This is a genomic window from Streptomyces sp. NPDC033177, assembly GCF_055577715.1.
Map to the genome: position 1 here is coordinate 246,276 of NZ_JBVIPS010000009.1, position 14,771 is coordinate 261,046.

Annotated in this window: 10 protein-coding genes; 7 read left to right on the plus strand and 3 right to left on the minus strand. The window is 71.2% G+C overall.

All coding sequences use genetic code 11. The features are described 5' to 3' along the window. The first annotated feature begins 24 nt into the window (after positions 1-24). The 5 genes from ACZ5U5_RS29670 (at position 25) to ACZ5U5_RS29690 (ending at position 8,121) form a co-directional block, all read left to right on the plus strand. A complete protein-coding gene (locus tag ACZ5U5_RS29670) occupies positions 25-1,527 on the plus strand; it encodes a 3' terminal RNA ribose 2'-O-methyltransferase Hen1 (protein WP_469027569.1) in 1,503 nt (500 codons plus the stop codon). Continuing rightward, positions 1,524-4,145: a polynucleotide kinase-phosphatase gene (locus ACZ5U5_RS29675; RefSeq protein WP_469027572.1), complete on the plus strand. Its 2,622-nt coding sequence runs from the start codon at positions 1,524-1,526 to the stop codon at positions 4,143-4,145. Before ACZ5U5_RS29670 ends, ACZ5U5_RS29675 begins: the two co-directional genes overlap by 4 nt. Positions 4,146-4,232: 87 nt before the next feature. Next, on the plus strand, positions 4,233-5,459 hold the full coding sequence (locus ACZ5U5_RS29680; RefSeq protein WP_453685424.1) for an arginine deiminase: 1,227 nt from the start codon (positions 4,233-4,235) through the stop codon (positions 5,457-5,459). An 87-nt stretch (positions 5,460-5,546) separates the two neighbouring features. Beyond that, positions 5,547-6,545: an ornithine carbamoyltransferase gene (gene argF / locus ACZ5U5_RS29685; RefSeq protein WP_469028039.1), complete on the plus strand. Its 999-nt coding sequence runs from the start codon at positions 5,547-5,549 to the stop codon at positions 6,543-6,545. A 130-nt stretch (positions 6,546-6,675) separates the two neighbouring features. Then, positions 6,676-8,121, plus strand: coding sequence for an amino acid permease (locus ACZ5U5_RS29690; protein ID WP_469027575.1), 1,446 nt, complete (start codon positions 6,676-6,678; stop codon positions 8,119-8,121). On the opposite strand, the gene ACZ5U5_RS29695 is transcribed toward ACZ5U5_RS29690, so the two are convergent. Next, positions 8,102-8,533, minus strand: coding sequence for an ATP-binding protein (locus ACZ5U5_RS29695; protein ID WP_469028042.1), 432 nt, complete (start codon positions 8,531-8,533; stop codon positions 8,102-8,104). The two genes, ACZ5U5_RS29690 and ACZ5U5_RS29695, sit on opposite strands and share 20 nt — an antisense overlap. A 269-nt stretch (positions 8,534-8,802) precedes the next feature. On the opposite strand from ACZ5U5_RS29695, the gene ACZ5U5_RS29700 reads away from it, so the two are divergent. After that, complete coding sequence (locus tag ACZ5U5_RS29700; RefSeq protein WP_469027578.1) at positions 8,803-9,630, plus strand: enoyl-CoA hydratase family protein; 828 nt, start codon at positions 8,803-8,805, stop codon at positions 9,628-9,630. 350 nt (positions 9,631-9,980) lie between these two features. Beyond that, a complete protein-coding gene (locus ACZ5U5_RS29705; RefSeq protein WP_469028044.1) occupies positions 9,981-12,299 on the plus strand; it encodes a bifunctional salicylyl-CoA 5-hydroxylase/oxidoreductase in 2,319 nt (772 codons plus the stop codon). Positions 12,300-12,303: 4 nt separating this feature from the next. On the opposite strand, the gene ACZ5U5_RS29710 is transcribed toward ACZ5U5_RS29705, so the two are convergent. Continuing rightward, positions 12,304-13,122, minus strand: coding sequence for a PaaX family transcriptional regulator (locus ACZ5U5_RS29710; RefSeq protein WP_469027580.1), 819 nt, complete (start codon positions 13,120-13,122; stop codon positions 12,304-12,306). Between the two features lie 4 nt (positions 13,123-13,126). Continuing rightward, positions 13,127-14,767, minus strand: a complete 1,641-nt coding sequence (locus ACZ5U5_RS29715) for an AMP-binding protein (RefSeq protein WP_469027583.1) — start codon at positions 14,765-14,767, stop codon at positions 13,127-13,129. Between the last annotated feature and the right edge of the window lie 4 nt (positions 14,768-14,771).

The following is a 14,771-nucleotide window of genomic DNA, read 5'->3' on the forward strand; positions in this document are numbered from 1 at the left end:
CAGATTGCGTTTCGAGGCATACCCGTGTTCCTGACGATCAGTACCTCCGGTACCCCTGAGAGCCCCGCGACCGACCTCGGATTCCTGCTGCACAAGCATCCCGACAAAGCGCAGCGGTTCTCCACGTCGTACGGCACCGCGCACGTCCTGTACCCCGAGGCTTCCGTGGAGCGTTGCACCGCCGCGCTGCTGCTCGAGGTGGACCCCGTGGCGCTGGTGCGGCGGGGCAAGGGGAAGGGGCGGGGCGGGGCACCCGACGCGGCGCTCGCGCAGTACGTGAACGACCGGCCCTACGCCGCTTCGTCGCTGCTCGCCGTGGCGCTCAGCGCGGTGTTCTCCAGCGCCATGCGCGGGGTGTGCAACGCGCGGCCCGAGCGGGCGAGGCAGCCGCTGCCGCTGCACGTCGAGGTGCCCGCGCTGCCGGCGCGTGGCGGCGCGGACCTGGTGCGCAAGCTGTTCGAGCCGCTGGGCTGGACGGTCACGGTGACGCGCGTGCCGCTGGACGAGCAGTTCCCCGAGTGGGGCGACTCGCGGTACGTCCACCTCGTACTCGACGTGCCCGACGGGAAGTTGACCCTCGGTGAGGCGCTTCGGCACCTCTATGTCCTTCTCCCGGTGCTCGACGACGCCAAGCACTACTGGGTCTCGTCGGACGAGGTCGACAAACTGCTGCGGGCCGGTGAGGGTTGGCTCGCGGACCACCCCGAGCAGAAGGTCATCACCAGCCGCTATCTGGCGCGGCGCTGGTCGCTGACCCAGGAGGCCACGCAGCGGCTCGAACTGGTGCGGCTCGCCGACGCGGACGACACGGACGTCAGCGACCTGGACAACGCGGTCGACGAGGAAAGCGACACAGAGGAAAAGCCCGTGCCGCTCGCCGTGCTGCGGCGGGAGGTGATCCTCGCGGCGCTGACCGACGCCGGTGCCGGGCGTGTGCTCGATCTCGGCTGCGGGCAGGGGCAGTTGGTGCAGGCGCTGCTCAAGGACACGCGGTTCACCGAGATAGCCGGGGTCGATGTGTCGATGCGCGCACTGACCATCGCGTCGCGGCGGCTGAAGCTCGACCGCATGGGCGAGCGGCAGGCCGAGCGCGTCAAGCTGTTCCAGGGCTCGCTCGCGTACACCGACAAGCGGCTCAAGGGGTACGACGCCGCTGTGCTCAGCGAGGTCATCGAGCACCTCGACGAGGAGCGGCTGCCCGCCCTGGAGTACGCGGTGTTCGGCTCCGCGCGGCCGCGCACCGTGCTCGTGACGACGCCGAACGTCGAGTACAACGTCCGCTGGGAGACGCTCCCCGCCGGGCACGTACGGCACGGCGACCACCGGTTCGAGTGGACGCGCGAGGAGTTCCGGGGGTGGGCCCGGCAGGTCGCCGAACGGCACGCGTACGGCGTGGAGTTCGTGCCCGTCGGGGACGACGACCCCGAGGTGGGCCCACCGACCCAGATGGCCGTGTTCACGCAGACCGACAAGACCGACAAGAACAGCAAGACCGACCAGAACGTGAAGGAGGTGCGGGCGGCATGACGAACGAAACCAGCGACAGCACCAGCGCAAGCACCAGTTCAGATGCCGCTCGCGCGGGACGCGTGCTGCCCGTCACCGACCTCTCCCTCGTCGTCCTCGTCGGTGCCACCGGCTCCGGCAAGTCCACCTTCGGCCGCAAGCACTTCAAGCCCACCGAAGTGCTCTCCAGCGACTTCTGCCGCGGCCTCGTCGCCGACGACGAGAACGACCAGGGCGCGAGCGGCGACGCTTTCGACGTGCTGCACTACATCGCGGGCAAGCGCCTCGCCGCGGGCCGGCGCACCGTCGTCGACGCGACCAACGTGCAGAGCGAGAGCCGCAAGCAGCTGATCGAGCTCGCAAGGCAGCACGACGTCCTGCCCATCGCCATCGTCCTGGACGTGCCCGAGGAGGTCTGCGCCGCGCGCAACGCACAGCGCGCCGACCGGGCCGGACTGCCCCGCCGCGTCATCCAGCGCCACCAGCGCGAACTGCGGCGCTCGCTCAAGCACCTGGAGCGCGAGGGGTTCAGGAAGGTCCACGTCCTCAGAGGAGTGGAGGAGGTCGACCACGCCACCATCGTCACCGAGAAGCGCTACAACGACCTCTCGCACCTCACCGGCCCCTTCGACATCATCGGCGACATCCACGGCTGCTCCGCCGAGCTGGAGACACTGCTCGGCAAGCTCGGTTACGTCGACGGCACGCACCCCGAAGGGCGTACGGCCGTGTTCGTCGGCGACCTCGTCGACCGCGGCCCCGACTCCCCGGGTGTGCTGCGCCGCGTGATGTCGATGGTCGGCGACGGCACCGCCCTGTGCGTACCGGGCAACCACGAGAACAAGCTCAGCCGTTATCTCAAGGGCCGCAAGGTCCAGCTCACCCACGGACTCGCCGAGACCGTCGAGCAGTTGGCGGCCGAGAGCGAGGAGTTTCGCGCGAGCGTCAGACAGTTCGTGGACGGCCTCGTCTCGCACTACGTCCTGGACGGGGGCAAGCTCGTCGTCTGCCACGCGGGCCTGCCCGAGAAGTACCACGGGCGTACGTCGGGCCGGGTGCGCTCGCACGCGCTGTACGGCGACACGACCGGCGAGACCGACGAGTTCGGCCTGCCCGTGCGCTATCCGTGGGCGGAGGACTACCGCGGCAGCGGCGCCGTGGTCTACGGCCACACCCCCGTGCCGACCGCGACCTGGCTGAACAACACGATCTGCCTGGACACCGGCGCCGTCTTCGGCGGCAGCCTCACCGCGCTGCGCTGGCCGGAGCGCGAACTGGTCGACGTACCGGCGGAGCGCGTCTGGTACGAACCGGCCAGGCCGCTGCGCACCGACGCCCCCGGCGGTCACGACGGGCGGCCGCTCGACCTGAACGACGTGCACGGCCGCCGCGCCGTGGAGACACTTCCCCTGGCTCTCAACTCCGTTCGAGCAGGGGAGACCCCAACCGCGGGACGTGTCGCGGTGCGCGAGGAGAACGCGGCGGCGGCCCTGGAGGTCATGAGCCGGTTCGCCGTCGACCCGCGGCTCCTTCCGTACCTCCCGCCGACGATGGCGCCCACCGCGACCTCGCAGCGCGAGGGCTACCTGGAACACCCGGCCGAGGCCTTCGCGTCGTACGCCGGTGACGGGGTCGGCCGGGTCGTGTGCGAGGAGAAGCACATGGGCTCGCGCGCCGTGGCCCTGGTCTGCCGCGACGCGGACGTGGCCCGCGAGCGCTTCGGCGTGGACGGGCCGACGGGTTCGCTCTGCACCCGCACGGGCCGTCCCTTCTTCGACGACGCGAAGGTCACCGAGGAGATACTCGGCCGCCTGCGCACCGCCGTCACCGAGGCGGGTCTGTGGCAGGAACTGGACACTGACTGGCTGCTGCTCGACGCGGAGTTGATGCCCTGGTCGCTGAAGGCCTCCGGCCTCCTGCGCACGCAGTACGCCGCCGTGGGCGCCGCGTCCGGAGCCGTGTTCCCCGGCGCGATCGCCGCCCTGGAAGCGGCGGCGGCACGCGGAGTGGACACCGGGGATCTCCTGGCCAAGCAGCGGGAACGAGCCGTGGACGCAGCCGCGTTCACGGATGCCTACCGCCGCTACTGCTGGCCGACCGAGGGCCTGGAGGGCGTGCGTCTCGCCCCGTTCCAGATCCTGGCCGTCCAGGGCCGCAGCCTCGCCGCCCTCCCGCACGACGAACAGCTCGGCCTGATCGACCGCATGGTGGAGCACGACGGCACCGGACTGCTGCAGACCACCCGGCGGCTCTATGTCGACACGGGCGACGAGGCATCGGTCCAGGCAGGCATCGACTGGTGGCTGGAGATGACCAGCCGCGGCGGCGAGGGCATGGTCGTCAAGCCGGTCGAGGCGCTGGTCAGGGACGCGAAGGGCAGGATCGTGCAGCCCGGCATCAAGTGCCGCGGACGCGAGTACCTCCGGATCATCTACGGCCCGGAGTACACCCGCCCCGACCACCTCGACAAGCTGCGGGGCCGTTTCCTGGGCCACAAGCGCTCGCTGGCGATCCGTGAGTACGCCCTCGGGCTCGAGGCCCTGGACCGCCTCGCGGCCGGCGAACCGCTGTGGCGCGTGCACGAGGCGGTGTTCGCGGTCCTGGCCCTGGAGTCGGAGCCGGTGGACCCGCGGCTTTAGCCGACCAGACCCGGGATCCCGGCCGACCAGACCCGGGGTTTGGTCAACGGCGGGCGTCGGCCGTCCGGCAGGGGAAAGATGGGCTCCATGGGATTCCATGTCGACTCCGAGGCCGGGCGGCTGCGCCGCGTGATCCTGCACCGTCCTGATCTGGAGCTCAAGCGGCTCACGCCGACCAACAAGGACGCGTTGCTCTTCGACGACGTCCTGTGGGTCCGCAGGGCCCGCCAGGAACATGACGGATTCGCCGACGTGCTGCGCGACCGCGGGGTGGCCGTCCACCTCTTCGGCGACCTGCTGACCGAGGCGATGGACGTCCCCGGGGCGCGCCTGCTCGTGCTCGACCGGGTCTTCGACGAGAAGGAGTACGGTCCGCTGGCGACGGACCATCTGCGGGCCGCGTTCGAGACGTTGCCGTCGGCCGAGCTCGCCGAAGCGCTGATCGGCGGGATGACGAAGCGGGAGTTCCTCGAGCGCCATCCCGAGCCGACCTCCGTGCGCTTCCACTGCATGGACCTGGACGACTTTCTGCTCGGCCCGCTGCCCAACCACCTCTTCACGCGTGACACCTCGGCGTGGATATACGACGGCGTCTCCATCAACGCGATGCGCTGGCCCGCGCGGCAGCGCGAGACCGTGCACTTCGAGGCGATCTACCAGCACCACCCGCTCTTCCGGGCCGAGGAATTCCACATGTGGTCGCAGGGGCAGTCGGACTACCCCTCCACCATCGAGGGCGGCGACGTCCTGGTGATCGGCCGGGGCGCGGTCCTCATCGGCATGAGCGAACGCACCACGCCGCAGGCCGTCGAGATGCTCGCGCACAAGCTCTTCGCGGCGGGCTCGGCCCAGACGATCGTGGCCCTGGACATGCCGAAGAGACGCGCGTTCATGCATCTCGACACGGTGATGACGATGGTCGACAGCGACACCTTCACGCAGTACGCGGGCCTGGGCATGCTGCGTTCGTACACCATCGAGCCGGGCGTCGACGGGCGGGAGCTGAAGGTCACCGACCATCCGCCCGAGCACATGCACCGGGCGATCGCGGCGGCCCTCGGGCTGCCCGGCATCCGGGTCCTCACCGCCACGCAGGACGTGCACGCGGCCGAGCGGGAGCAGTGGGACGACGGCTGCAACGTACTGGCGGTCGAGCCGGGCGTCGTCGTGGCGTACGAGAGGAACTCCACGACGAACACGCATCTGCGCAAGGAGGGCATCGAGGTCATCGAGATCCGGGGCAGTGAGCTGGGGCGCGGCCGGGGCGGTCCGCGGTGCATGAGCTGTCCGGTGCAGCGGGATGCCGTCGACTGAGCCGGTGCGAGAATGGGGACTGTATATAAATGTGGAGCATCGTATAGACTTCCAATGTCCCCTTACGCGTACCCCTGGAGCGCCATCATGGCCATCGACCTCACCGGCCGCCACTTCCTCAAGGAGCTGGACTTCACCGCCGAGGAGTTCCGCGGCCTGATCGATCTTGCCGCCGAGCTGAAGGCGGCCAAGAAGGCGGGGACCGAGACGCAGAGCCTGCGCGGCAGGAACATCGCGCTGATCTTCGAGAAGTCCTCCACGCGGACGCGCTGCTCCTTCGAGGTCGCCGCCGCCGACCAGGGCGCGTCGACGACGTACCTCGACCCGGCCGGATCCCACATCGGCAGCAAGGAGTCCGTGAAGGACACCGCCCGGGTGCTCGGCCGGATGTTCGACGCCATCGAGTTCCGCGGCGACGCCCAGTCGACGGTCGAGGAGCTCGGCGCCCACGCGGGCGTCCCCGTCTACAACGGCCTGACCGACGACTGGCACCCCACCCAGATGCTCGCCGACATGCTCACGATGACCGAGCACAGCGCGAAGCCCCTCACCGAGATCACCTTCGCCTACCTCGGCGACGCCCGTCTCAACATGGGCAACTCGTACCTGGTCACCGCGGCGCTCCTCGGCATGGACGTACGCATCGTCGCCCCGAAGGCCTACTGGCCCGCGGCCGATGTCGTCGCCCAGGCCCGCAAGCTGGCCGAGGGCAGCGGCGCGCGGATCGCGCTCACCGAGGACGTCACCGAGGGCGTCGCCGGCGCCGACTTCGTCGTGACCGACGTCTGGGTCTCCATGGGCGAGCCCAAGGAGGTCTGGGACGAGCGCATAGCGGCGCTCTCGCCGTACGCCGTGACCATGGACGTCCTGCGCGCCACGGGCAACGCCGACGTGAAGTTCATGCACTGCCTCCCGGCCTTCCACGACCTGGGCACGCAGGTCGGCCGCGAGATCCACGCCCGGCACGGTCTAAGCTCTCTCGAGGTCACCGACGAGGTCTTCGAGTCGGCGCACTCCGTCGTCTTCGACGAGGCCGAGAACCGCCTGCACACGATCAAGGCGGTCCTCGTCGCCACGCTCGCCTGACGGCCGTCCGACCTGCCACACACGCGTTACCAGCTCACACTGGTGGGGCCGGGGAACACCTTCCCCCGGCCCCGCTTCTTTGCGGCCCACCCCCGCCGCGCCCAAGCACCACCGAAATGAGAACCACCGCATGCGCTCGACCGGTCCGGCAGGACTCCGCATCAAGTCCCCCGAACTCCTCGTCGCCGAATCGGGCGCCGACCTGGAAGGCCACGGCCTCAAGCGCACGATGGGCCTGTTCCAGCTCGTGTGCTTCGGCGTCGGCGCGATCGTCGGCACCGGCATCTTCGTCGGCCTCTCCGACAGCGTCGCCGAGGCGGGCCCCGCGGTCGCCGTCTCGTACTTCCTGGCCGCCGTCACCTGCATCTTCACCGCCTTCTCGTTCGCCGAGCTGGGTGGCGCGATCCCGGTCTCCGGCAGCTCGTACTCCTTCGCGTACGCCTCGCTCGGCGAGCGCACCGCGTTCCTCGTCGGGTGGTGCCTGCTCCTGGAGTACGGCGTCTCCGTGTCCGCCGTGGCGGTGGGCTGGAGCCAGTACCTGAACGAGCTGCTCGAAAGCCTCACCGGCTGGCACCTGCCCGACGCGCTCTCCGCCGGTCCGGGCGAGGGCGGCGTCGTGAACCTGCCCGCCGTGGTCGTGATCCTCCTTGCCGCGGTCCTCCTCGTACGCGGCATCCGCGAGAGCGCGCGGGCGACGGCCGCCATGGCCATGCTCAAGATCGGGATCCTGCTGCTGTTCCTCGCGATCGCGTTCACCGCGTTCAAGGCCGGCAATCTCACCCCGTTCGCGGGCGCCGGAGCCTCCGGCATCACCGCGGGCGCCTCGCTCGCCTTCTTCTCGTTCATCGGCTTCGACGCGATCACCACGGCGGGCGAAGAGGTCAAGAACCCCCGCCGGAACATCCCGATCGCCATCCTGATCTGCATCGGAGTCGCCACGCTGCTGTACGTCGCCGTCGCCCTCGGGGCCATCGGCGCACTGGGAGCGGACGCGGTCGCCGACAAGCCCGCCGCGCTCTCGCTGGTCGTGAACCAGGTGACCGACTCGGCGGTCGGCGGCGGGATCATCGCCTTCGGCGCCGTCGTGGCCATCGCGTCCGTCGTCCTCGCCGTGATGTACGGGCAGACCCGCATCCTGATGTCGATGTCCCGCGACGGGCTCATCCCGCGCGTGTTCGAGCGGGTGTCGCCGAAGACGTCGACGCCGGTCGCCAACACCTGGATCGTCGCCGCGGTCTTCGCCGTACCGGCCGCCTTCTCGTCGCTCGACGTGGTGGTCAACCTGACGACGATCGGCACGCTGGCGATCATGGTCGTGGTGAATGTCGCGGTGCTCGCGCTGCGCCGCTCGGCGCCGGAGCTGAAGCGGACCTTCCGGGTGCCGCTCTACCCGGTGAGCCCGGTCCTGGGCGTGGGCTTCTGCCTCTACCTGATCTGGGGCACGGGCTGGACGACGTGGGTGCAGTTCGCCGTGTTCCTGGTCGTGGGCTCCGTGGTGTACGCGCTGTACGGACGCCGTCACTCCCGCCTGGGCAAGGCCGCCGAGGCCGAGCCGGTTACGCCGCGGGGAGTGTGAACCAGACCGCCTTGCCGGAGTCGGTCGGGCGGTGACCGCAGGACGAGCTGAGGGTGCGGATCAGGAGCAGGCCGCGCCCGTGCTCCTGCCAGGGGTCCGGCTCGCTCATCGGCGCGGGATCGCTGAGATCGCCGGGCGGCAGCGGGTTCGAGTCGTGGACCTCGACCTGGCAGCCGGTCGGCAGGAGCTCGATGACGAGCTCTATCGGGTCGTGCCCCGAGGTGTGCTCCACCGCGTTGGCCACCAGCTCGGCCGTGAGCAGCTCAGCGGTGTCGCTGTCGGCGGCCGACTCGATCTCCGTGAGTGCGGTACGCACCAGCGCACGAGCGATCGGTACTGCCGCGGCGGTATGCGGCAGCGCGATGCGCCACGAGGTGGGAGCGGGGGGTTCTGGCAAGGCGTGTCCGTTCAGGGCAGCAGGCGATCCTGCTTTCAACCGTACGAATCTTAAGCGCTATGTCGACAGGGTCGACGGTCGGGCATTTCCGGGACGTCCGGCCTTGGGGGGCTCCCTGTGAAAAGACGTGCATATCGAGACTTAAGTTCCCGTCGGGGTCTGTGACGCGCGTCGGTTATCGCGTGCTCGTGACGACAGTCACGGATGAGTGATAACTTCGAGAGGCAGCGAGAACGTACAGAGCTGGACCGCCGCCGCCCCTACCGAGGAGGCCGCACGTCGCCATGAGTCCCTTCACCGGCTCCGCCCCCCGCACCCCCGACTGGCAGCACCTGCGCTTCGAGGTGGACGACGGGGTCGCCACGGTCACCCTCGCCCGCCCCGACAAGCTGAACGCGCTCACCTTCGGTGCCTACGCCGACCTGCGCGATCTCCTGGTCGAGCTGTCCCGCGACAAGTCCGTACGCGCCCTGGTGCTCGGCGGGGAGGGGCGCGGCTTCTGCTCGGGCGGTGACGTCGACGAGATCATCGGCGCGACCCTCGGCATGGACACCGCGCAGCTGCTCGACTTCAACCGCATGACGGGGCAGGTCGTCCGCGCCATCCGCGAGTGCCCCTTCCCGGTGGTCACCGCCGTGCACGGGGTGGCCGCGGGCGCGGGCGCCGTGCTCGCCCTCGCCTCGGACTTCCGGGTGGCGGACCCCTCGGCGCGGTTCTCCTTCCTCTTCACGCGGGTCGGCCTGTCGGGCGGCGACATGGGGGCTGCGTACCTCCTGCCCCGCGTCGTCGGACTCGGCCACGCCACCCGCATCCTGATGCTGGGCGACCCGGTGCGCGCCCCCGAGGCCGAACGGATCGGCCTGATCAGCGAGTTGACGGACGAGGGCAAGGCTCATGAGGCCGCACAGGCCCTGGCCCGCCGCCTCGCCGACGGCCCCGCACTTGCCTACGCGCAGACCAAGGCGCTGCTCACCTCCGAACTGGACATGCCCCTCGCCGCCGCCGTGGAGCTGGACGCGGCGACCCAGGCCCTCCTGATGACCGGCGAGGACTACAAGGAATTCCACGCGGCGTTCACAGAGAAGCGCCCGCCCAAGTGGCAGGGGCGCTGACGATGGGCGAGACGCGAGGGAGCGGGCTGCCCATACGGAGCGAGGAGCCGCCGCCCGGCGAGCGGCCCGCGTCCGACGGGCGGCCTGCGTCCGACGGGCGGCCTGCGTCCGACGGGCGGCCTGCGTCCGACGGGCGGCCTGCATCCGACGGGCGGTCCGCGTGCGACGGGCGGTCCGCGTCCGGGGAGCGGCCTGCATCCGACGGGCGGCCTGCGTCCGGGGAGCGGCCCGTGCCCGGCGAGCGGCCCCCGTCCGACGGGCGGCCCGCGTCCGGGGAGCGGCCCGTGCCCGGTGAGGCACCCGCGCCCGGCGCGCGGTCCGCGCACGGCGGGCCGGGCGGCTCCGCCGAGGTGGCCGGGGCCGTCCGGGTGTCCACCACGCCGCCCGAGGCGCACCGCATCGCCGTCATCGGTGGCGGTCCCGGTGGGCTCTACGCAGCGGCGCTGCTCAAGCGCCTCGACCCCGAGCGCGAGATCACCGTCTGGGAGCGCAACGCCCCGGACGACACCTTCGGCTTCGGGGTAGTCCTCTCGGATGAGACGCTCGGCGGCATCGAGCACGCCGACCCCGTCGTCTACGCCGCGCTCCAGGCCGAGTTCGTGCGCTGGGACGACATCGACATCGTGCACCGGGGGAGCCGGCACACCTCGGGCGGACACGGCTTCGCGGCGCTCGGGCGGCGCAGGCTGCTCGGCATCCTGCACGAGCGGTGCCGGGAGCTAGGCGTCGACCTGCGCTTCCGTGCCGAGGCGCCGCCCGCCGCCGAGCTGGCCACCGCGTACGACCTGGTGATCGCGGCGGACGGCGTGCACAGCCTCACACGCGAGGCGCACACCGAAGCCTTCGGGCCGAGCATCGAGACGCACCGCTGCCGCTACATCTGGCTCGCCGCCGACTTCGCCTTCGAGGCCTTCCGCTTCGAGATCGCCGAGACCGAGCACGGCGTGATGCAGCTGCACGGCTACCCGTTCTCGACCGCTGGGACGGGCGAATCCACCGTCATCGTCGAGATGCGCGAAGAGGTGTGGGAGGCGGCCGGATTCGCGGAGCTCGACGAGCACGAGTCGACCGAACGCTGCGCCAAGATCTTCGCCGACGCGCTCGACGGCCGGGCCCTCCGCGGCAACAAATCCGCCTGGATCAACTTCAAGACCGTCGTCAACAAGCGCTGGTCGCACGGCAATACGGTGCTCCTCGGCGACGCCGCCCACACCGCCCACTTCTCCATCGGCTCCGGCACCAAGCTCGCCGTCGAGGACGCCCTCGCGCTGGCCGCCTGCCTCCAGGAGCAGCCCGGCATCCCCGAGGCCCTCGCCGCGTACGAGACGGAGCGCCGTCCCGTCGTCGAGTCCACGCAGCGCGCGGCCCGCGCGAGCCTGGAGTGGTTCGAGCGGCTCCCGGACCACCTCGGCCAGCCGCCGCGCCAGTTCGCGTTCAACCTGCTCACCCGCAGCCGCCGCGTCACCCACGACAACCTCCGCCTTCGCGACGCCCACTTCACCGAGTCCGTCGAGCGCGAGTTCGGCTGCCCGGACGGTACGCCGCCGATGTTCACACCCTTCCGCCTCCGCGACCTCACCCTGCGCAACCGCGTGGTCGTGTCCCCCATGGACATGTACTCGGCCGTGGACGGCGTCCCCGGCGACTTCCACCTCGTCCACCTGGGCGCGCGGGCGCTCGGCGGCGCGGGCCTGGTCATGACCGAGATGGTGTGCGTCAGCGAGCGTGGCCGCATCACGCCGGGCTGCGCAGGGCTCTACACCGACCAACAGGCCGACGCCTGGCGCCGGATCACCGACTTCGCGCACGCCCAGGCGCCCGGCACCGCGATCGGCGTCCAGCTCGGCCACTCAGGACGCAAGGGCTCGACGAGGCTGATGTGGGAGGGCATCGACGAACCCCTCGACGAGGGAAACTGGCCGCTGGTGGCCCCCTCACCGCTCCCGTACAAGGCGAACAGCCAACGCCCGCACGAGCTGGACCGGGCCGGGCTCACCGTGATCCGCGAGCAGTTCACCGACGCGGCCCGACGGGCCGAGCGCGGCGGCTTCGACCTCCTCGAACTGCACTGCGCACACGGCTACCTGCTCTCCGGCTTCCTCTCGCCCCTGACCAACCTCAGGACGGACGAGTACGGCGGCCCACTGGCCAACCGGCTGCGCTTCCCCCTCGAAGTCTTCGACGCCATCAGGGAGTTGTGGCCCGACGGCAAACCCATGACGGTCCGCATCTCGGCCACCGACTGGGCCGACGGCGGCACCACTGCCGACGACGCCGTCGAGATCGCCCGCGCCTTCGCCGCGCACGGCGCCGACGCGATCGACGTCTCCACCGGGCAGGTCGTCTCCGACGAGCGCCCCGCGTACGGCCGCTCCTACCAGACCCCGTTCGCCGACCGCATCCGCAACGAAACCGGCGTCCCCGTCCTCACCGTCGGCGCCATCTCCTCCTGGGACGACGTCAACTCGCTGATCCTGGCCGGACGTACGGACCTGTGCGCGCTCGCACGCCCGCATCTGTACGACCCGCACTGGACCCTGCACGCGGCGGCCGAGCAGGGGTATGCGGGGCCGGGCGTCAGCTGGCCCGTGCAGTACGGCGCGGGCAGCCGCCGACCGCAGACGGGACGTACGGACGCGCCCAAACCCCGCCTCACGCTGGGGAGTTGACGACTCAGGAGCTGTCCGGCCTCGCGAACCCGGCCCCCGCGTCCCGCAGCCGTCCGTCGAGCGCCGTGAACACCTCGGCGGAACGGTCGCCGGGCCACCCCTCCGGGAGGAGTTCCCCGGGCAGCCCCGGATCCGCGTACGGCAGCCTGCGCCAGGAGTCCAGGGCGAGGAGATAGTCGCGGTACGCCTCCTCCGGCGGGGTGTCAGCACGCCCCTGCCAGGCCCTGAGTACGGGCTCGTGCCGGTCGAGGAACGCCTCGTGCTCCTTGGCGATGGAGGACAGGTCCCACCAGCGGGCCACCGCCTCCGCCGTCCCCGCGAAGCCCAGGTGCTCGCCCCGGAACAGGTCGACGTACGAGGCGAGTTGGAGGCGCTCCAGGGTGTGCCGGGTCTCTTCGTAGAGGTGCGCAGGGGCGATCCACACCCCCGGAGCTGCCGTTCCGAAGCCGAGTCCGGCGAGGCGCGAGCGCAGCACGTGCCGCTTCTGGCGTTCGGACTCCGGCACGGAGAAGACGGCGAGCACCCAGCCGGCGTCCTGCCGCGCGGCCGGGGGAGAGGCGTAGATGCGGCGGTCGCCGTCCTCCAGGAGCTGCCGCGCGTCCGGCGACAGGGCGTACCCCGCCGCGCCCGCCGCCGTCCGCGCCGGGAGCAGGAGCCCGCGCCGCTTGAGCCGGGACACGGACGAGCGCACGGACGGGGCGTCCACGCCGACCGGGGCGAGGAGCCTGACAAGATCGGCGACGGGCACCGGGCCGGGGGCCGCTCGCCCGTAGGCGCCGTAGAAGGTGACGATCAGGGACCGTGGAGTGTGCTGCTCGGACACGTGATCACTCTACGGTCCCGGGCTCCCGCAGCCGGAACCGTTGCAGCTTGCCTGTCGCGGTGCGTGGCAGCGCGTCCAGGTAGACGATCTCGCGCGGGCATTTGTACGGCACGAGCTCGCCCTTCACGAACTCGCGCAGCCGGTCGGGGTCCCGTTCGGTGCCCGCGCGCGGGACGACGTAGGCGACGACCTTTTGGCCGCGCAGCTCGTCGGGGAGCCCCACGACGGCGGTCTCCAGGACGTCGGGGTGGCGCATGAGCGCCTCCTCGACCTCCGGGCCCGCAATGTTGTACCCGGCCGAGATGATCATGTCGTCCGCGCGGGCCACGTAGGTGAAATAGCCGTCGGTGTCGCGGACGTAGGTGTCCCCGGTGACGTTCCAGCCGTGGCGCACGTACTGAAGCTGCCGCTCGTCGCCCAGATACCGGCAGCCGACAGGACCGCGCACGGCGAGCAGACCGGGCTCGCCGTCCGGCACCGGAGCACCCGAGTCGTCGACCACGCGCGCGTGCCAGCCCGGCACGGGGCGGCCCGTGGTCCCGGGGCGGATCGCCTCGTCCGCGGCGGAGATGAAGATGTGCAGGAGCTCCGTGGCACCGATGCCGTTGATGATGCGGTGTCCGGTGCGCTCGTGCCAGGCCTGCCAGGTGGCGGCGGGCAGGTTCTCGCCCGCGGAGACGCAGCGCCGCAGGGTGGAGACGTCCGGGGCGTCCGGCTTGCCCAGCTCGTCGAGCATCGCGCGGTACGCGGTAGGCGCCGTGAAGAGCACCGTCACGCCGTGCTCGGCCATCGCGGGCAGCAGCTGCTTGGGCCCCGACTGTTCGAGCAGGAGCGAGGAGGCGCCGGCCCGCAGCGGGAAGATGACGAGGCCGCCGAGCCCGAAGGTGAAACCCAGCGGCGGGCTGCCCGCGAACACGTCGTCGGGGCCCGGCTTCAGGACGTGGCGCGCGAAGGTGTCGGCGATGGCGAGCACGTCACGGTGGAAGTGCATGCAGCCCTTGGGGCGGCCCGTCGTGCCGGACGTGAAGGCGATGAGGGCGACGTCGTCGGCGGAGGTGGCGACGGGTTCGTAGACCTCCGGCTGCCGGGCGGCGCGCGCGAGCAGGTCGTCCTCCGCGTCCCCGCCGAAGGTGGTGACGTCGAGCCCGGGGATCCCGGCCTTGATCAGGTCATCCACGGCACGGGCGTCGCACAGGGCGTGGCGGACCTCGGCGATCTCGCAGATCGTGGCCAGCTCGTGCGGGCGCTGCTGCGCCAGGACGGTGACCGCGACCGCGCCCGCCTTCATCACCGCGAGCCAGCAGGCCGCGAGCCAGGGGGTCGTCGGGCCGCGCAGCAGGACGCGCCGGCCGGGCAGGACGCCGAGCTCGCCGGTCAGGACGTGCGCGATCCGGTCGACGTGGCGCCGCAGCTCGTCGTACGTCCACACGTCGCCGGAGCCCGAGCGGAACGCGGGCCGGTCGCCGCCGAACCGCTCCACCGTGCGGTCCAGGAGCTCGACGCCGCAGTTGAGGCGATCGGGGTAGTGCAGCTCGGGCCGGTCGTGGACGAACGCGGGCCACTGCTCCGGCGGCGGGAGATGATCCCGGGCGAAGGTGTCCACGTGAGCCGATGGGTGGAGTCGGAGTGCACTCTTGGCGTCCACAGCG